This is a genomic window from Paenibacillus anaericanus, from assembly GCF_003994475.1.
Lineage (GTDB): Bacteria > Bacillota > Bacilli > Paenibacillales > Paenibacillaceae > Fontibacillus > Fontibacillus anaericanus.
Genome location: NZ_RZNY01000001.1, coordinates 82,371 through 101,504 on the forward strand (window position 1 = coordinate 82,371; position 19,134 = coordinate 101,504).

Here is a 19,134-nt window from a genome sequence, read left to right on the forward strand (position 1 = left end):
TTGAAGGTTGATCTAGTTCCATGTATAATGAATAAGATTTATATAATCAAAAAATAAGGGAGTTTACCCCATGAAACGCGGAGATATGCTATTAATCGGCTTGATTGTTATCGTTGCGCTTGCATTTCTAGTTCCTAGGTGGTTTGAATCTAGTGAAAAAAATCACAACGAGACACCAAAGGTTGCTAATATTACAGTTGATGGAAAGTTATTTAAAACCGTTGAATTGACAAAAGAAGAGCAGATAATCGATGTAAAAACAGAATTTGGGTATAATATATTAAAGGTTCACGATTACGGGATCGAGATGATCGAAGCAGATTGCCCTGATGAAGTATGTCTGTCGTTTGGATTTGTTGAGCGGAATGGGGGCACTATTGTTTGCTTGCCTCATCGAGTGCTAGTTGAAATCGAGGGGATTCCTGGGGAAGGTGATGATGTCGATGTCATCGTTAAATGAGCAATCTAGTATCGCATTAAAAAGAACGGTGATCATTGCGATCTTTGCCGCTGTGTCTGTAGTTCTTAGTCTAGTGGAAATGTACATCCCTGTTAATATGAGTGTTCCAGGCGCGAAGCTAGGCCTCGCTAATATTATGGTGCTGACCTGTCTATATTTTTTACGGACGAGGGACGCTTTCATGATGGTCATACTTAAGACCTTGTTAACGTCTTTTATGTTTGGGACTTTTTCTAGCTTCTTATTCAGTATTATGGGAGCGTTGTTCAGCTTTGCTGCGATGTGGTTCCTGCTACTGGTGGGACGAGATAAACTGAGTGTAATCGGAATTAGTATTATCGGTGGGATTGCGCATAACTTCGGACAACTCACTGCAGCAGCACTTTACTTTGGAACTTTAAATATTTTTTATTATTTGCCTATGCTTATGATTATGGGAGTTCTGACGGGGATTGCAGTAGGTATCGCGGTGAGATATTTAATACCGGCACTCTCCAAACTGTCTCTATTTGATAGTTTTCTGGCTAAAACATCTTGATCGGGTGTAGTTGACCAGTTCCTAGCTGGTCAAGAAGGGGGAAGAGGGTTATGGAAGGAACAAAACTAGCCTATGATCTGCAGCAGGTTTCCTTCGCCTACGAACCGGAGCATCCGGTCCTCAGCGATGTGACACTAAGCATTACCTCTGGAAGCTGGGTATCGTTGGTTGGTGCCAACGGTAGTGGAAAATCGACGCTCGCCAAGCTACTTGGCGGGCTTCTTGCTGTGAATGCCGGAAAGATCATTGTAGAGGGTACCCCGCTGCTTAGGGAGACGGCTTCACTTATTATGCCCCGTATCGGCATGGTATTCCAAAATCCAGACAATCAATTTATTGGTGCTACCGTCGAAGAAGACATTGCTTTTGGACTGGAGGGCCAGTGTTTGCCACGTGTAGAAATGGTGTCTCGAGTGCAGCAATACGCGGAGAAGCTAGGGATACAGCATCTACTTTCCAAACATCCATCCGAGCTATCAGGCGGACAGAAACAGCGTGTAGCAGTGGCTGCGATTCTAGCAATGGAGCCTGCAATTATTATTTTTGATGAGGCATCTTCTATGTTGGATGAGCAGGCCCGCGGTGAATTGTTACATATTTTGCGGGACATGAGAAGCAATGGAGATTACACCATGGTATCGATCACACATGATGCTGAAGAAATTATGGCCTCGGACCGAGTGATTGTACTTCGGGATGGGACCGTTGCCGCCGATGTAGATCCGGATACATTATTTAGTGACGATGCTTTGTTGAATTCTTGTCGGTTGATTGCTCCTTACCACATTCGTTTAATTCAGGAACTTGAGAGACGAGGGATTAAAGTTCCTCCTTTTCCCAATGCTGATAAGGAGGTGGAAGGGACCTTATGGCCATTACTTTTCAACAAGTGAGTTTTGCTTATGATGCTAAGAATCTTTGGCGACATGGAGCATTGGAAGATATAGACCTGAAGATAAATGAGGGTGAATTTGTGGCGATCGCCGGTGCTTCAGGCTCGGGAAAGTCAACGCTTCTGCAGCACCTCAATGGTATTCTGATGCCCACGACAGGAAAGGTTCAAGTGTTTGACGTTATCATGTCGGCGGGAGAAAAAACACCTAAATTGACGGAACTTCGTCGACGGGTTGGATTGGTATTTCAGTTCCCTGAACATCAGCTCTTTGAAGATACGGTAGAGAAGGATCTCTGTTTTGGGCCACTAAATTTCGGAAGCAGCAAGGTGGAAGCGAAGGAGCAAGCTAGTAAGGCACTCTCTATGGTGGGTTTGGATGACTCATTCCTTGAACGAAATCCGTTCCATCTGAGCGGAGGGCAGATGCGTAAAGTAGCAATTGCTACCGTACTTGCGATGGATCCAGATGTGATTGTGCTGGATGAGCCCACGGCGACATTAGACCCGCAGAGTAGGGCGGAACTTGCGGAACTACTGTACCGTCTGCGGAGGGATCAGGGAAAGACGGTAATTGTTGTAACACACCGAATGGAAGAAATGCTGCCATATGTAGATCAATGGATTGTGATGCAAGATGGGCGTAAGACGTTTCAAGGCTCAGCTGCGGAGCTCACTCGGGAAGCATTGAAACTTGAAGCTAGTGGCCTTGCACTCCCGTCCTGCATTTCCTATTGGAATCAAATAGCCACCCGATTCGGACTGGAAATGGAAGAACCTTGTTTGACTGTAGAGGCTCTGGCGGAAAGGTTAGAGAGGGTGCTACAAGTTCATGATACGGCAGAAGGGGGTGGCGGTTAAAGGATGCGAAACAAATTGCTATTCGGGCGAAGCATTGATACGGGCTCTTGGGTCCATAGTGTGGACCCAAGGGCAAAGCTAACCGGTATGGTGCTCTATCTTATCGCTCTCTTAGTTGTTAATTCATGGGTCGCGTTAGGCTTAGCTACGGTCTTCTCACTAGCGTATATGGTTTCTACCCGTATCCCACTGAAGTATTATGCCAAAGCCGCCAAGCCACTGTGGGTTCTTATGGTATTTATCTTTGTTGTTCAAAGTCTGTCGATTAAGCAAGGGACCGTCTTATGGCACATAGGTTCATGGGAACTTTACTCCGGTGGGCTGAGCAGCGGGTTAATCGCTGCCTTGCGGATGACCCTACTGGTATCTTTTACTGCTATTCTCACGTTTACAACGACACCAGGACTTCTCAATCAAGGCTTATCCGGTGTTTTGAAGCCACTGCGTAAAGTAGGGATCTCGGCGGAGCGATTGACTCTTATGATGGGCATTGCATTAAGATTCATCCCGACGATTCTAGATGAGACTCACAAAATTATGAAGGCACAAGCGGCTCGGGGAGCGGATATGAAGGAGCTACCCTGGAAGGAAAAAGGCAGGTTGCTAGTTTCATTGCTTGTCCCGGTGACGGTTGGAGCATTTCGCCGTGCTGAAGAGTTAGTCCTTTCTATGGAGTCACGTGGTTATATAGTCGGGGCACCACGCTCGGAATATCATCTATTGAGCTGGAGTAAACGTGATACTGGGTTTATTCTATCGTATGTGATGCTAGTCGCTATCATTGTTTATCTCAGATTTATATAGAAGAAGATGTGGAATCGATTATTATTGATCTTTTGAACGCTCACACATACTACACATACAGAGGGGGAAACGCTGTGGCTCGCTATTTTAATGGAAAAGAAGTTGAATTGCTTGCACCGGTAGGTACGTTTGATATTTTCAAGGAAGTAATAGAGGCTAATTGTGATGCTGTATATCTCGGAGGTCCGAGTTTAAATATGCGTTTAATGCGCAAGGGGTACAATTTCACGCTGGACGAGATTACTGAAGCTGTACAAATCGCTCATGGCTTGGGTAAAAAAGTGTATATTACGGTTAACAATTTACTTAGTGAGGGCGAACTAGCTGAAGCTCGGGATTATTTAAAATTTCTCGAAACGGCAGGACCTGATGCGCTCATAGTTCAGGATTTCGCTGTCATCGCATTGATTAAGGAGATGAATTTGTCTCTTGATGTCCATTCTTCAGTCATGATGAACGTACACAACGTGGAGATGGTTAAGGCCCTTAAGGAAATGGGTGTCACACGGGTTGTTACGTCGAGAGAAATGGATCTGATGACAACGCGGCATCTTCTGGCAGAGACCGGCATGGAGCTAGAGTATTTTGTTCATGGGGATATGTGCTCGGTACATGGAGCTAACTGCTATTTCAGTTCTTCTGTATTTGGAATGAGTAGTAATCGTGGTAAATGTCTGAAACCGTGTCGTTGGGAATATCGAATCAAGAAAGATGGCAATGTGTATCCTTCCGAGTATCCTCTTGCTGTTAAAGATATGTTCATGTATGAGCATATTCCAGAACTGATCCATGGTGGAATAACCTCATTCAAGATCGAAGGTCGCATGCGCGATTCCGCTTTTGTGCTGATGTTAGTGAATGCTTATGGAGATGCTATCGACCGTTACATTGAAGATCCAATTGGTTTTGAACGAAGCCGGGATACGAGTTTGTTATTTGAGAATCGTAAACGTGATTTTTCCACGGGTTATGCATTTGGTCGTCCTGGATTATCGTATATCAATAAACGTTATGAAGGAACGGGAAAATTCTATAGTACAGGCAAGGTATTTAGTACACCGACGGTAGAGCGTGAACTTAGCGCCACAAGGTTAGAGAAGATCTCGGAGAAGTTGACCAGCATTAGACAATCGGAGACTTCACGTGTAGCGGAATTATCCGTCCATGTGAACAATATGGCACAAGCTAAGGTTGCGTTAGAAGAAGGCGCAGATCATATTTACTTATCAGGAGATGTGTTTGAGCCAGACCGTCCTTTTTCCAAAGCGGATTTGTTGGAACTTGGCGCGTTGAAGGGGAATGCTAAGGTATATTTGGGATTGCCACGAATGATGACCGAACTTCAATTTGAAATATATGATGCTTTATTATCAGGTGAACGTTTACCGATCGATGGAATTTTGGCGACGAATCTCGGTGCGATTCATAAGTTTGCTTCCAGTGGTTACCCACTTGTGGGTGATATCAACTTGAATATATCGAATCCACTATCGGCAGAGTTCTATAATTCTCTTGGAGTAGAGAGACTTACTGCATCTATGGAACTTCAACTGAACGATTATGTATCCTTACTGAAGAATACTCAGGTGCCGCTAGAAGCGATTGTACACGGTTCGTCCGTTATTATGTATATGGAACATGATTTGTATGAGAATACGGAAGCTTTTGAGCCAATCGCTAAGGAAGATAATCAATATGTAGATAATAGTGTGCTAGTGATGATGACGGATAAAGGTGAGAACCCGGTATACCGTGACGTTCATGGGCGCTGTCATCTAACTTTGGCTAAGGAATTATGTCTCCTATCGGTGGTAGAGGAACTCAGTGCCGCAGGATTATCTGTATGTCGGATTGAAGGGGCAACGTATCGTCCAGAACAGCTAAAGAATATAGTACGCGTCTATAGATCCGCGTTAGATAAGGTAGGGACGGGAGAACCACAGTTGGAGGAATTGAATCCGGTGTATGCGGGATTTACACTCGGTGCACTGCAATTTGACGGAGATCATAATAACGAGGCTAAGGATTCGGATGCAGAGAGTAAGGCAGAACCTGAAACGGTTGTGTAATCCATATTAATGCCTGTCTAGTGAGTTCTTGACCACAAGGTAGGTGAAGATTTTCACACATTGTGAACAGGAAAAGGAGCGGGAATCATGCAAAATTACATTGGACCTCAGAATGTTCTCGAGAAACGCAAACAATATTTCTATCCCTGTACCAGTCATTTTTATCATAATCCACCCCAATTGGTAAAAGGGGAAATGCAGTATTTGTATGGTCATGATGGTCAGCGTTACTGTGACTTCTTCGCAGGGGTATCGGTTGTGGCCAGTGGCCACTGTAATCCAGAGATAGCAGAACGTACAGCGGAGCAACTGAAGATGCTGCAACATACCTGTACGATCTATCTAACACAACCTAATGTTGATTTAGCTGAACGTCTGGCTGGTGTCCTTCCTAGAGGGGTGAACCGTACGTTCTTCGTGAACAGTGGTTCAGAGGCGAATGAAGGTGCGTTGACATTGGCTCGTCTCCATACAGGCCGACGAGGCTTCCTAGCCTTGGAGCAAGGGCTGCATGGGCGGACGTACTTAACAATGAGCGTCACGGGGATACAAATGTGGCGTACCGATCCACAGCTTGAGCACGAGCGTGATGTTACTTTTATTCCGCGACCGTATGAACGAGGTGTAGATACAGAGATAGCGGCTCGCCGTTCACTGGAAGCATTGAAGACTGTGCTTGAGGAGAAGGGTGAGGAGATCGCTGCTATGATTGTGGAGCCCATTCAGGGCAATGCAGGAATCATTGTTCCTCCAGAAGGGTACTTCGCTGAGGTGAAGGCACTGCTAGAGCAGTATGGAGTTCTGCTTATTGCCGATGAGATTCAGACTGGGTTTGGTCGAACTGGCGCTATGTTTGCTATGGACCGTCTAGGTGTTGTGCCTGATATTATTACGATGGCCAAAGCGCTTGGAAGCGGCATACCTGTGGCAGCTTTTGCTACTACGGATGAAATTGCGGCAAGCTATAATCGCCCATCGGCTTCTACCTTTGGTGGTAACCCAGTATCGTCTGCAACTGGCCTTGCTGTACTTGATTATATCGAGTCACACCATCTACCCGCACGGGCGCAGCAGCTTGGTGCACAATTACTAGAAGGGCTCCAAGACATCGCTAATCGCTATCCAGCGATAGTGAGTGAGGTACGGGGAGCTGGACTAATGATCGGTGCGGAGTTGTGTTGGGACGATACCCGGCGCGGAGCTGAGCTAGTTGATGATGTACTAGAAGAGATGAAGGATCGCGGCTACATCATCGGTAAGAATGGGGTAGATCGTAATGTGTTGGCCTTCCAACCTCCATTAGTGATCACAGAAGATGATATTAGCGGGATGCTCGCTGCATTAGAGGATACGTTATCGAAATTATATTTTTAGAGTACGCTACAAGAGTAAGAAGGCGAGTAGGGGAATGATACCCCTAACTCGTTTGGAACAAGGAGAGTGAATTATAATGGAACATGCCCGAAAAATTACGCATAGAATTAAACTTTACGGTGAACTAGTGATGTTCTCGCATACGCTATTTTCACTGCCATTTGCCATCATTGCAATGGTATGGGCCGCTGAGGGCTGGCCGTCCGGGCGTGTGATGTTATGGGGACTAATTGCACTCATTGGTGCTAGAAACGGCGCAAATGCTTTTAACCGTGTAGTAGATCGCGTATTTGACGAGAAAAATCCACGTACCGCCCATCGCCATCTACCACGGAGGTTATTGGAATCGAAGGAAGTATTATTGTTCGTGGTGGTCAATTACGGTATCTTTATTTTCGCTGCTGCCATGTTGAATATGCTGTGCTTCATTTTGTCACCGGTAGCTATATTCCTGATTTCATCGTACTCTTACACGAAGCGATTTACGTATTTAAGTCACTTATATCTCGGTTTCACCATTGCATCTGCCCCAATCGGAGCATGGTTTGCTGTAACAGGGCAATTTGCTTTCACCCCATTCATACTCGGAACCATCGTCATGTTATGGATCGCGGGCTTTGATATCATCTATGGTTCCCAAGATATCGAATTCGATAAGAATCATGGGCTTTGGTCTATTCCAAGTGTGTTTGGCCTGAAAAATGGTCTGAGGATCGCAGCGGGGCTGCATTTCATTATGGTACTGTTACTGATCGCACTTATTCCGATAAGGGACCTAAGTTGGTTTTATATCGCAGGCATTGGTATTGCCACAATTCTATTGCTGACCGAACATAAAATTATCAAACCAAGTAACCGAAAGCGCATGAACGTCGCTTCGTACAATTTAAATCAAGTAATTAGCATGGTCATCTTATTCTCTACATTGGCTGATTACTTCTTATTATCCTAAGCTTTACAACAAAAAGGCAGGGTAACAAGTAGATCAATCTACTTGTTACCCTGCCTTTTTTCTTCTTACATAAAAGAGTGGTAAAGAAGCTAGCGTAGCGGGCCGTTTGAATCTGAAGAAGCTAATAGCTTTCCAAGGAAAGCTACATCGGAAGCATAAGCTGCGTTCGCCTTTACCCTTAGGTTTTCATCACTACTATATAATCTGAATTAAAAAATGATGATATACCGGAGAGAGCGAAATGATTCTGAAGAAGCGCAGCGTTCGCCTTTGTCCCCGAATTTCGACCATAATAACAATTCAATCAGGAAATTCGGGGACAACAGCGATCGTAAGAACATTCCGCTCTTGGAGGCTATAATCACAATGATTAGTTCAATTTATATAGTAGGGACTCTTTCATCCCATTAACTATCACGGCCCCCAAAGTAATTAAGCAATATCTGAAGATCGTGGTGAGCGGGATACTCTTGAAGCTGATCAATAATTTCCTGCGCTTCATTTAAATATTGTTGGCTGAGGTTCTCAGCCTTCTCAAGAGCGTCACTACTTTGGATACTTGCGATGACAGCATCGATTTCCTCAATGGGGGTCTCACTAGACACTGAACGGATAGAAGAAGCTAAATGCTGATCTTCAAGCGCGTACAATACGGGGAGTGTGACTTGGCCGTGTCGTAGGTCACTACCAGCTGGCTTGCCTAACTTATCCGAAGATTGCGTAAAATCAAGTATGTCATCACGAATTTGAAACGATATACCGAGCTTCTGTCCAAAAGTGTACAGTAGATCAGATATTTCTTCATCTGCACCAGCAGATTGTGCGCCTATCTTGAGACATGTGGCGATTAATTGCGCAGTCTTGTTTATGGATTTCTCCAAGTATTGTTCAATCGTGATATCGTAATTATATAAATAAGATAATTGCTGATATTCGCCTAGGCATAACTGTGTTGTTGCTAAAGAGGATAGGTCGTAAGCGTATCTCTCACGTTCAGCTGAATAACCAGAAATCAGTTCGATGACTCTCGCTGACATATAATTACCTACATGCAGAGCTCCCTTAACGCCTAATTTGACATGAAGCGCACTCTGACCGCGACGGACAGGGGAATCGTCTATGATGTCATCGTGAATTAGAGAGGCGGCATGAATAAATTCTGCAGCTGCAGCGAGTCGCCATACTTTACTCTTATCAGGTGAAGGGCCGAAACGGCTTCCGACGATGACCATTAAGGGACGAACGCGTTTGCCACCCGATCGGACCAGATCTACGATACTTTTGGCAAGAACCGAAGAGCGGGGAACATCTTTATCAAACTTGACTATATTTATGATCTCTTTGTCTACCGTTCTTAGAGGGATGTTTAAGGCTTCATCGAGCTTCATAGATGAACCTCCTCATGTCGTATTCTGTGCAGTCCCCACACGAAATAGTGTGCTCTGGATTATTAGATGGCTTGGCTAGCTCGGCTGTGGGTATTCTCAAGTTGTAGAAATAATTCCCATCCCTTTAATAAGCGTTCTTCTTCAGGAGTACCTTCAATGGCTTTGATCTGAATTTGTTTGATAATAGGTGCCAAGTGAGAAAGTAGTTCATATTCTTCCCATTGAAGACATAATTGAACATAAAAACTGTATAAGTAGTCGCCATCCAATACCTGACGGGTGAGGTATTCACCAGAGCCTTCACAGCTGCTGTGTCGCAGAAGGGCGAGCTTGATTGCAATGTAAATGGAGAGTAGACGACTTTGACGATCTGAGGGTAGATCATATCGAACTAACAGGTCCGCCATAGGTAATACGTCTTCTTCCTTAAGATCTAGAATAATACCAGTTTCAGGCGATAATTCGCCCTGCAACAAGTGAATAGCTTCATGGAAGAGTTTAATATTCATAAGGGTACACTCCTTAGAGGCAGGTAGGTTAGCAGGGACCCTGATACCGATATTGGCAAATTTCCGTAACCGGATTCTCGATAAACTTAATTAGCAGCTTGATTAAATGAGTGAGAAATAAAGTGCTGAAATAAGAAAGTTCTTCTTCGGTATAATGCCGTAATCAGCTTTAGTATCCTTGAAATTTGAGATAAAATTAGAGGTAAAAATTAGAGTAATGTGCGGCTAGCGCACATTACTCCGTATTGGGAATAAATAATGGTTACAATATTTATTCAGTGTATAGATACCATCTTCGTACTAACGGAATTCTCTTCCATTGTTTCTTAAGCCAAGGAAGAACGTAGTAGTCAAGGCCGAACATACTGCCTGAACCACCGATGAGGGCAACACCTGCTGTCATGTACCAGAGCATTTCGGAGGAAGCCATGCTGGATGACCAGATCATGACACCAAGTGCTACTGTAACAGCCGATGATACTGCGGTAAACAGACCCACGATAAGCATCGCGCCGATTGCGATTTCTGCGAATACCATAAAGAATTGGAATATCGTTGCAAGAGTAGTATATCCACCATCACTCGTATAGAAGAAGATGTCCATAGTTCCGTTAACAATACTCTTAATAAATCCAGGAACAGGAAGAGCTGTAACTGCAGTTGATGCACTTTCTACGGCAGAAGCCGCTGTTTGAGCATCTACTGTCGTAGTAACTGCTCCGGCAGCTTCACTGGCTGCTGATAAAGCATCGCCAGCATTAGGGGAAGCCGGGATCAAGAAGATGTTAGAAGGATCCTTCCAAATCTTAGGCAACTTATCGAGACCTTCAGTCAACCATTTATAACCAACAAAGATACGAAGTGGTACCAACCAGAAGTTTGGTGAACGTTTGGAGAAATGGCCACCAAGGAAACTTCTACGATTGTTTACATGGAAGAATTCATGCATCATGTAAGTCCAAACTTTACTGAAACCAGCTACAGTGAACAAGTAGTAAAGGTTGATCAAATGCTTGCTGGCCATAGCCATGAAGCCGCTAAGCATGAACATTTTATTAGGAAGACCAACATTGGCAACACCGTAACGGCTACCGATGCAGACCATAGTTCCGTGGAAACCTGGTTTATAAGATTTTTGCGGTTTATTGTTAATAACTGCATGAATGTTGTGAGCGATGAGCGGGCCTGCTTGCTCAGCATTCTCAACCATTTGTGGTACCGGACGAGTTTCACCTTCAGGAATATAGAAGATATTATCGCCTACGATGTAAACATCCTTGTGGTCAACACTTTGCAATTTATCGTTAGTAACAATACGTTTACGACCTTGTTGTTGAACATCAAGCTTACCAACGAGGTCAGAGCCTTCAACACCAGCAGTCCATACAATAGTGTCGGCTTCAAGTTCTGTATCACCTAAAGTTACACTAGAAGGAGTAACACCAGTAATTTTAGCGTTAGTAACGATCTCGACATTCATCTTGTTAAGACGTTTAACCGCCTTATCGATCAGTTTGTCGGGAAGGATAGGTAGAATCTTAGGAGCCATATCCGCTACAACTAGACGAACTTCGCTAGGATCAATGTAGAATTCTTTGCAAAGCTCATCACGGAATTCAGCCAACTCGCCAACTAATTCAACACCAGTGAATCCAGCACCAACAACTACGAAGGAAAGTTTCTTACGACGTTTAGCTGGATCGCTTTCTTTAGCTGCTTCGCCAAACATGCGGCGAACTTGCTCTTTCAGACGAATAGCATCTTCATAAGACCATAATGTTAGAGCGTGTTCCTCAGCTCCAGGGATACCGAAGAAGGTTGGTTTACAACCTGTACCGATGACTAGATAGTCATATTTATAAGTGGCCTTCTCAGACGTAAGTTGCTTAGATGCGAAGTCAATGTTGTCGATTGAATCGAGAACGACATCTACCTTTTGTCCGGCAAAGATTTTCTTTAATTCAATTTTGATAGAGTCTTCCGGAGCCCGATTTGCCGCTACTTCATGCAATTCTGTCAGAAGCGTATGATACGGATTGCGGTCGATCAATTGAATTTGTACATCTTTGTCTTTTTTGAACAATTTGGCGAGGTGCTTGGAAGTGACAACACCACCATAACCGCCGCCTAAAACTACTATTTTCTTCAAAAGATTCACCTCTTAATATGGGTTGGTATTCATGGAGCTGAGAGATAGGAAATTCTTATTTTGCTTGTTCTAGAGCTTGAGCTGCAAGATCATAGTAGGACTTCAATGTGATTGAAACGCCGGAAATGGCATCAGTCTTACCTTCTTCATTAAAAGTTAATGCAGCTGGATCTTGTTTCTCAAGCAAATATTGTTCAGCTAGAGCTGCTTGTTCATGCCATTCGGAAGAAGCTCCGCCAGCTTTCATACCGTATTTACCGTCAATGGAGTTTTGTTTCTTGTCTTCACCTTTATCATTTATGCCACTAAAGTTTACATTTAAAACCTTACCAGCAGCGACAACGATGTCGGCAGTTTCTTTCCAGCCAGAGTGCTCATCGAATGCAGCAGCTTCAGCGTGGTAGGTACCATCTTTGTATGGACCAACTTGGACCGGACCAGCAGTTAGAGCTGTGCTAGCCAGATCAAAGAACTCGCTAACGTGTACAGATACGCCAGAAATAGCGTCCGTTTTGCCTTCAGTCAAAGTGATATCTTTAGGATCTTGTTTCTCAATTAAGTATTTCTCAACTGCAGCTGCTTGCTCATGCCATTCGGAAGCAGCGCCGCCAGCTTTCATACCGTATTTGCCTTCTTCTGAATAAGTAACTTTATCAACTGGTGCTTTTGCGCTTGTTGCATTCCATTTAGCTTCAGTGATTTTACCACCGGATACAGTCAATGTAACGAATGGGCGCCATCCGGAGCTTTCATCAGTTTCGCCTTGTGCAAAGTAAACACCATCTTGATATTGACCTTCTGCAGCAGGAGTATTAGTGCTGTTTTCTGTTGCTGCCGGTGGTGTGTTATTTGCTTTCTCAGCATTTTTAGCATCATTGGATCCACAACCTGCGAGAAGACCTAGCAGCAATGCGCTGCTGAGAATAATAGAAGCTTTTTTCATAATTATGACCTCCAGAAATGTATTATATATATTAAAATGTGAACCATTTTAATAACAGAAGAAATGTGAAGCAGCTAGGAAATATACGGTACAATCGAGAACGGAGAGCAGTAGTCGTTGGAATTCTAACATAAAAACAGGAATGGTTATGTGAAATAAATCACTTACCGTGTGACATAGCTATCCCTGTTACCTCCAATTTATAGGATAAACGATCGGAGTTAAAGAGCCGAAAAAGATTGTTCGAATTTTTAAAATTTAAATTTTGTGAAGAATTATTTTTATTATATCACATTAACTATAATTCTGGGCGATTTTTTTCACATAGTTTGTGACGACTTTTAATGAATAAAACTCCTAATTATTACAGGGCAACGGAAGTCGCCGATCCAAATATTACAAACAATAAAGACATTCCTATTTATTATAGTAGAAAACAATAATGAATAGTGAACGCCTTGTGAGGATGATTTCTGGCGTGCTTATAAGGTTTTAGATCAATAGGTAGCTTTCATAACCAAATTAGAGTGTATCATATAGATGACAGGAAGGCAGTAAAAAGTTGGATTTCTATTATTTACTCGTTATTATACAATGGATCAAGAAAACGGCTCATGCAAAAGGACGAAAGTAAATACTGTGAGTTCAGTTTATCTTTTGTAGTTCACCATGTTAATATATTTAGAAGGTTAAAATAATGGCAATATAATGAAGCTTCTCAGTGGAGAGATTTATATTAGTCGAATTAATTATAGAAAAGGTGGAATAGTAAATGTCTAAAAATGTTATTTCAACTGATGCAGCGCCAGGGGCGATCGGACCTTACTCACAAGGGATGCAAATTGGAGAGCTCGTGTTCACATCGGGGCAGTTAGGTTTGATTCCGGAGTCAGGACAATTTGCTGAGGGTGTTGAAGCGCAGACAGCGCAATCCCTAAACAATGTTAAGGCAATACTTGAAGCGGCAGGTAGTGGGCTTGATAAGGTTGTTAAGACGACAGTTTATTTGAAAGATATGAATGATTTTGCTAAGGTAAATGCGGTATATGGTACTTTCTTTGCACAACCATATCCGGCGCGTAGTGCGGTTGAGGTAGCTCGTCTACCGAAAGACGGATTAGTTGAGATCGAAGTTATAGCCCTGAAATAGTCTTTGATGCAAGGGCAAAAGCATAAATCCGGTAAGGGGCCGGAGCGGATGAAGAACATGTTGGTTCTCTTCGCTTCGGTTTTTTTAATCTCGTTCGCATGCACGCATGAACGTGATCCACAATGCATATACCAAAAGGATGGAAGACAATATTCCAGCCGTAAGAAAAACTGTCGTATGCTCTTTCTGTTCTACAGTTATCGCGGAATACCCCCAGAAGAATACGAGCGGAATAATACCGTTAAGTGAACGGTAGCTAATGAGGAAAGAAGCTAGCACGCCAAAGATAAGTATAATAACCCCTACAAATAGCTCGTTGGAATGTAAGTTAATGCCGATATCGGTGTAATATAGCGCAATTTGTATATTGATAAGTGTTGCGACACAAATCCAACCGAAATACAGACTGAAGGGTAGAATAATAAACCAACGCTCTCCTCTAGTAGGGAAGAGAATTTTTTGAGTTCGTAAGTACAATACCGCGAGTGTAATCAGCAACATGATTATCGCGATTAGGGATAAGACGATAAATTGGTATTGCCAGAGTAGAATCCAGGCTATATTAAATATACAGGACAGTATGAACCAGAATCGTAGAGGGAGCACGGAATCAGTTAATCCATTATAGCTACGAAATTGGTATACGATAAATCCAGCCAATAAGGTGTAAATGACGATCCATATCGTGAAGGCGTATCCTGCGGGTGTAATTAGCGTATGATGCATATCAGAGATTTCTCCGGTACGCTTGCCACCGAGTGGAACGAATTGAGCTAATGCGTTCATGACTACTACAGCAACAAAGAATATACAGTTCCATATTGGATATTTTCGGACCATGTTATAGTTTCCTTTCTTGGAGGGGATTCGGTGATCTGAAGATAGTAATTAGTCATATGAGTTTACTATATAATTGTATCCATTTATGGTAAAAACAATATCATGGGTTCCAGTCTATATTGCAGGATAATGTGGTATCGGTTTTATATGGTTTGATTTTCGTATAAAATGTAATTAAATGATGGAATCAGAAACGACGGGAGATCACCATGAATCAACGTCTTTATGGAATATGGCTCGGGGATGTGTTGTTTTGCTTCTCGGGTGAAATATCAGAGTCAAAAGTAGATACCTGGACGGCTTCGATCAGAGCGATTGAGCTTACTGAAGGGATCAGACCATTTCAGCAAGCTGCGCTAAGGCTTGCGGAGGTGCGATGTCCTGTCTCTTCGGCGCGCAGAGCAGCGCGAAGTGGAGAGCGTAAGGGGTTAATCGGGCGAACTTTAGAGGGACTTGCACTGCCGGCTCCCGAGGCATGGTCTCTATTGCTTCATTGGGATGAATCACTTTTAGTGAAACAAGGAATCATTCCCGGAGTTGAGATGAACTACTGGAGTGTGGTTTCACAGTTTGCACTTGAGCTGATGTTACAGGGTAAAATTACCCCTGGAATGAGACCAGTGGCGAGGATAGGTGGTCGACGGCGGGGTGCGCAATCGTCACTACGTGCCGCATGGGGACCGCTACTAAGTAATGAGGAGGATGACGAAAAGTTCCGTCAATTGGCGGGCGCAATGCCTCCGATTTGTTTATCGGCGGTTCAACTTGTAGCTGCACAGGAGGAAAGTTCGCTTGAGCAAATGCAAATTTCAATCCTTTATTCATTCCTGACGGCGATAATTGATAACGAGACGCGCAAATCGGTTGGTGATCTTGGACGCAAGCTAAATCCTTCCAAAGCAGATTACCGCCGAGGTTATTCTCCGCTTCACGAATTGTGGTGGAATAGCCTACTTTCTTCTGGGCAGCCACCCGATATTCAGGGAAGTCTTGTAGAAATTTCTCAGTTGGCCGAGGATATCTCAGCTGCTGGCGGAGACCAGCCTCAGGTTACAGATGATGAGCAGGACGGACGGGGTGTAGGAACATTTCGTCTATGTCTACGTCTAGAACCTGCGGAGAATATAGATGGGCATTTATTGAATAGACAGGAAGGCGTTCCTGAATGGGTCCTAACATTCTGGGCTGAAGGGGTCGAAGACCCAGCGCTTCTGCTTCCGGCCGGGTTTATCTGGAGCTATCCGGAACGTGAGATGGAAGTCCGGGAGCGCATATATAAGGACATACAGGAAAACTTACTCCTTCGTCTCAAAAAGGCGTCAGAGTTATCTGCTGAAGTGTCGATTGCCATGGAATCGCAGCGCCCAGAGGGGGCAACCCTCGGACCTGAGGAGGTATATACCTTCTTGAGCAGATCGGTACCTTTACTACGCAAGAACGGTGTTGCAGTGCAAATGCCTTCTCGGTGGACCAAAGAGGGTCGCCGTCAGGCTGGAGTTAAGATTAAGGCAGATGGGTGGGATAGTGAGAACGAAGATGCTGGATTGCCGAAGTTTGGGGTGGACCAATTAGTCTCGTTCCAGGCAGAAGCCGTTATCAACGGACATGAACTTACCCAAGAAGAACTAGTATTACTTTCAAACTCGAAATCTCCGCTTGTTTTTTTTCGGGGTGAATGGATAGAGATTGATGTAAAAGAAATAAAGCAGGTCCTAAAGTTCATGAAGCGTCATGAGCAAGGAACGATGACATTCCGCGAACTAATGTATCTAACATCTGATAATGAAGATGATAATCGTTTGGACGGAATGTATGTCGAGCGAGTGGAATCAACGGGACTGCTCTCCATGCTGATGGACGGAGAAGCAATAAGAAGACCGGAGTATAAGCAGGTTCCGGCTTCGTTACAAGGCACACTGCGTCCTTATCAGGAGCGAGGTTATCAGTGGTTGTCAACTATGCGAAAACTGGGCTTTGGCGCACTGCTAGCGGACGATATGGGGCTCGGTAAGACGGTACAGGTGATCACGGTTCTACTGGATGGATTAGCAGAAGGGGCGGGTAAAAGCCTGATTATTTGTCCTACATCATTACTGGGAAACTGGGAGCGGGAACTTACCCGATTTGCCCCAGAATTGAGGTTGTACGTTCATCACGGTAGTGATCGACTCCACGGAGACCGTTTTCTAGAGGCATGTGAGAATCGGGATGTTGTATTGACCACGTATCAGTTGGCGGGTAGAGATGCGAAAGAGCTACGTGATGTGAAGTGGGATACTATTGTGCTTGATGAGGCGCAGTATATTAAGAACTTCGGTACGAAACAGGCCCAAAGCGTAATGAAGCTTGCAGCCCCTCATCGGATTGCCATGACGGGTACTCCAGTGGAGAACAGACTGAGTGAGCTGTGGTCTATTTTCCAATTCCTCAATCCGGGTTATTTAGGATCACATGCCTCTTTCCGGTCACGTTACACTGGAACGGGTGGGAACCAGAGTGCGGAACTAGGCAAGCTTCGTAAATTGGTAGCCCCATTCCTTCTTCGCCGCCTCAAGAGTGATCCTGATATCCGTAAGGACCTTCCGGAGAAGATTGAGCTTAAGTCGTACTGTACACTGACACCAGAGCAGGCAAGGATGTATCAAACTGTGACGGAGGAATTGATGTCTCAGATCGGAACTAGAGACGGTATTGCTCGCAAAGGTTTGGTATTGACTTCCCTAACGCGACTCAAGCAGATTTGCGATCATCCTCTGCTTGCAGTAGGTAGGACGAATGCAGGGGACATTGCTGACCGATCAGGTAAAATGGAGCGATTAACTGAGCTACTCGATTTGATTATGGATAATGGCGAAGCATCGTTGATTTTCACCCAGTATGTGCATATGGGCGAATTATTGAAGGAACGGTTAGCTCAAAGATATGGCGTAGCCCCTTTCTTCTTACATGGTGGCGTACTTAAGAGTGAACGAGATCAAATGGTTCAAGCGTTTCAAGAAGGTATTGGCTCACCTTTATTTGTACTATCCCTTAAAGCGGGGGGAGTTGGGTTAAACCTGACTAGGGCTAATCATGTTGTTCATTATGATCGTTGGTGGAACCCTGCTGTTGAGAATCAAGCAACAGACCGAGTGTTCAGGATTGGACAGAATAAGAATGTAGAAGTTCATAAGTTAATCTGCCAGGGGACCCTTGAAGAACGAATCGATGAACTGATTGAACGGAAGAAGTCACTATCTGAACAGGTCGTGGGTTCTGGTGAGCAGTGGTTGACGGAAATGTCGAATGAGGAACTACGAAACTTGGTTGCTCTACAAGCGGGAAGTATTGGGGAGGAGGATGGAAGATGAGTGGAGCGAATGCGACCCACAGTAACCTTCAAATGGAATTTCTCCCGGAAGGGATACGAATTGATATATCGGCTAGTGATAACAATAAAGAGTCGAAATATTCAATTATACTCGCTATACCTCCACTGGATACAGAATTCGAAGCATCGTTGGTTCAACGCTTGCAAGATCAACCACTAAAATTGGCAGCATTGCTCGAAGTTGGGTCCAGTGGTATTGTGGATTTCCTGCCTCGTAGATTACCTTGGGGTTTGATTACAACAGGAGGGGAGATGCCCGGCGGCGGGGTATGCTCCTGCGGTGAGTTAAGCTGTAACCATAAAATTGAAGCATTGAAGTATGCCGATAACATGTGGGAGAAACAGCCTGATCTACGACTGAGAATGCTTGGATTAACCCGGGAAGGCTTATTAGCTGCTGTGCTCGATAATTGGGCAGCTATAGAACCATTAGAAAATGCTGAAGAAGCACTGCTTCGATATGTTGGTAATCATCCTGAGGAGCAAAGTCGCGCACAAGGGAGTGGACCAAACATCGCTGAATGGCTCGCGGAAGTGGCTGAAATGGGCAGGTTGCATCAGCCGGGCCCGCAGTTTCATGACGTGCAGATCCATCTTGATCCTGTGGATGAGTCCCAGGCTCCAGTAGCATCACCGGTGCCTTGGAAGCAGTTGCTTCCCCATGTTTTCTCTGCTTCGAAAGGATACTCCCTTATTTCATCTGGGGTCATGCAGCGTGCGGAGAAACTCGCCGCCTCGTTACGCAAGCTACCTCAAGAATAACGGGAATTAAATACACATAACAAATGGCAGGTTCAGGATATCCCTGGGCCTGCCAATTTGTCGGAGCCATATT

At 44.3% G+C, this 19,134-nt stretch carries 16 protein-coding genes; 11 read left to right on the forward strand and 5 right to left on the reverse strand.

Annotation, left to right across the window (positions count from 1 at the left end):
• Positions 1–70: 70 nt before the first annotated feature.
• The 8 genes from EJP82_RS00390 (at position 71) to EJP82_RS00425 (ending at position 7,950) form a co-directional block, all read left to right on the forward strand.
• Positions 71–460: a NusG domain II-containing protein gene (locus EJP82_RS00390; RefSeq protein WP_127190039.1), complete on the forward strand. Its 390-nt coding sequence runs from the start codon at positions 71–73 to the stop codon at positions 458–460.
• Positions 444–998 (forward strand): Gx transporter family protein, encoded by a 555-nt coding sequence (locus EJP82_RS00395; RefSeq protein WP_211350020.1) that lies wholly within the window; start codon positions 444–446, stop codon positions 996–998. Before EJP82_RS00390 ends, EJP82_RS00395 begins: the two co-directional genes overlap by 17 nt.
• A gap of 50 nt (positions 999–1,048) precedes the next feature.
• Positions 1,049–1,891, forward strand: a complete 843-nt coding sequence (locus EJP82_RS00400) for an ATP-binding cassette domain-containing protein (RefSeq protein WP_127190040.1) — start codon at positions 1,049–1,051, stop codon at positions 1,889–1,891.
• Positions 1,867–2,751, forward strand: coding sequence for an energy-coupling factor transporter ATPase (locus EJP82_RS00405; RefSeq protein ID WP_127190041.1), 885 nt, complete (start codon positions 1,867–1,869; stop codon positions 2,749–2,751). The genes EJP82_RS00400 and EJP82_RS00405 overlap by 25 nt, the downstream gene beginning before the upstream one ends.
• A gap of 3 nt (positions 2,752–2,754) precedes the next feature.
• Positions 2,755–3,555, forward strand: coding sequence for an energy-coupling factor transporter transmembrane component T family protein (locus EJP82_RS00410; protein ID WP_127190042.1), 801 nt, complete (start codon positions 2,755–2,757; stop codon positions 3,553–3,555).
• 74 nt (positions 3,556–3,629) lie between these two features.
• Complete coding sequence (locus tag EJP82_RS00415) at positions 3,630–5,624, forward strand: peptidase U32 family protein (RefSeq protein ID WP_127190043.1); 1,995 nt, start codon at positions 3,630–3,632, stop codon at positions 5,622–5,624.
• Positions 5,625–5,711: 87 nt separating this feature from the next.
• Complete coding sequence (locus tag EJP82_RS00420; RefSeq protein WP_127190044.1) at positions 5,712–6,998, forward strand: aspartate aminotransferase family protein; 1,287 nt, start codon at positions 5,712–5,714, stop codon at positions 6,996–6,998.
• Positions 6,999–7,074: 76 nt separating this feature from the next.
• On the forward strand, positions 7,075–7,950 hold the full coding sequence (locus tag EJP82_RS00425; RefSeq protein ID WP_127190045.1) for a UbiA-like polyprenyltransferase: 876 nt from the start codon (positions 7,075–7,077) through the stop codon (positions 7,948–7,950).
• A 407-nt stretch (positions 7,951–8,357) separates the two neighbouring features.
• On the opposite strand, the gene EJP82_RS00430 is transcribed toward EJP82_RS00425, so the two are convergent.
• From EJP82_RS00430 to EJP82_RS00445, 4 genes are all read right to left on the reverse strand, one after another.
• A complete protein-coding gene (locus tag EJP82_RS00430) occupies positions 8,358–9,338 on the reverse strand; it encodes a polyprenyl synthetase family protein (RefSeq protein ID WP_127190046.1) in 981 nt (326 codons plus the stop codon).
• A 62-nt stretch (positions 9,339–9,400) separates the two neighbouring features.
• Positions 9,401–9,847 (reverse strand): hypothetical protein, encoded by a 447-nt coding sequence (locus tag EJP82_RS00435; RefSeq protein WP_127190047.1) that lies wholly within the window; start codon positions 9,845–9,847, stop codon positions 9,401–9,403.
• Positions 9,848–10,118: 271 nt separating this feature from the next.
• Positions 10,119–11,996 (reverse strand): NAD(P)/FAD-dependent oxidoreductase, encoded by a 1,878-nt coding sequence (locus EJP82_RS00440; RefSeq protein WP_127190048.1) that lies wholly within the window; start codon positions 11,994–11,996, stop codon positions 10,119–10,121.
• A gap of 55 nt (positions 11,997–12,051) precedes the next feature.
• Complete coding sequence (locus EJP82_RS00445; RefSeq protein ID WP_127190049.1) at positions 12,052–12,939, reverse strand: FMN-binding protein; 888 nt, start codon at positions 12,937–12,939, stop codon at positions 12,052–12,054.
• A 772-nt stretch (positions 12,940–13,711) separates the two neighbouring features.
• On the opposite strand from EJP82_RS00445, the gene EJP82_RS00450 reads away from it, so the two are divergent.
• Positions 13,712–14,089, forward strand: coding sequence for a RidA family protein (locus EJP82_RS00450; RefSeq protein ID WP_127190050.1), 378 nt, complete (start codon positions 13,712–13,714; stop codon positions 14,087–14,089).
• Between the two features lie 84 nt (positions 14,090–14,173).
• Here EJP82_RS00450 and EJP82_RS00455 read toward each other — a convergent pair whose 3' ends face one another.
• A complete protein-coding gene (locus EJP82_RS00455) occupies positions 14,174–14,929 on the reverse strand; it encodes a TspO/MBR family protein (RefSeq protein WP_127190051.1) in 756 nt (251 codons plus the stop codon).
• Between the two features lie 209 nt (positions 14,930–15,138).
• Between EJP82_RS00455 and EJP82_RS00460 the strand changes: the two genes are divergently transcribed.
• Positions 15,139–18,279, forward strand: coding sequence for a DEAD/DEAH box helicase (locus EJP82_RS00460; protein WP_127190052.1), 3,141 nt, complete (start codon positions 15,139–15,141; stop codon positions 18,277–18,279).
• Positions 18,276–19,061: a hypothetical protein gene (locus EJP82_RS00465; RefSeq protein WP_127190053.1), complete on the forward strand. Its 786-nt coding sequence runs from the start codon at positions 18,276–18,278 to the stop codon at positions 19,059–19,061. The genes EJP82_RS00460 and EJP82_RS00465 overlap by 4 nt, the downstream gene beginning before the upstream one ends.
• The last annotated feature ends 73 nt before the right edge of the window (positions 19,062–19,134 follow it).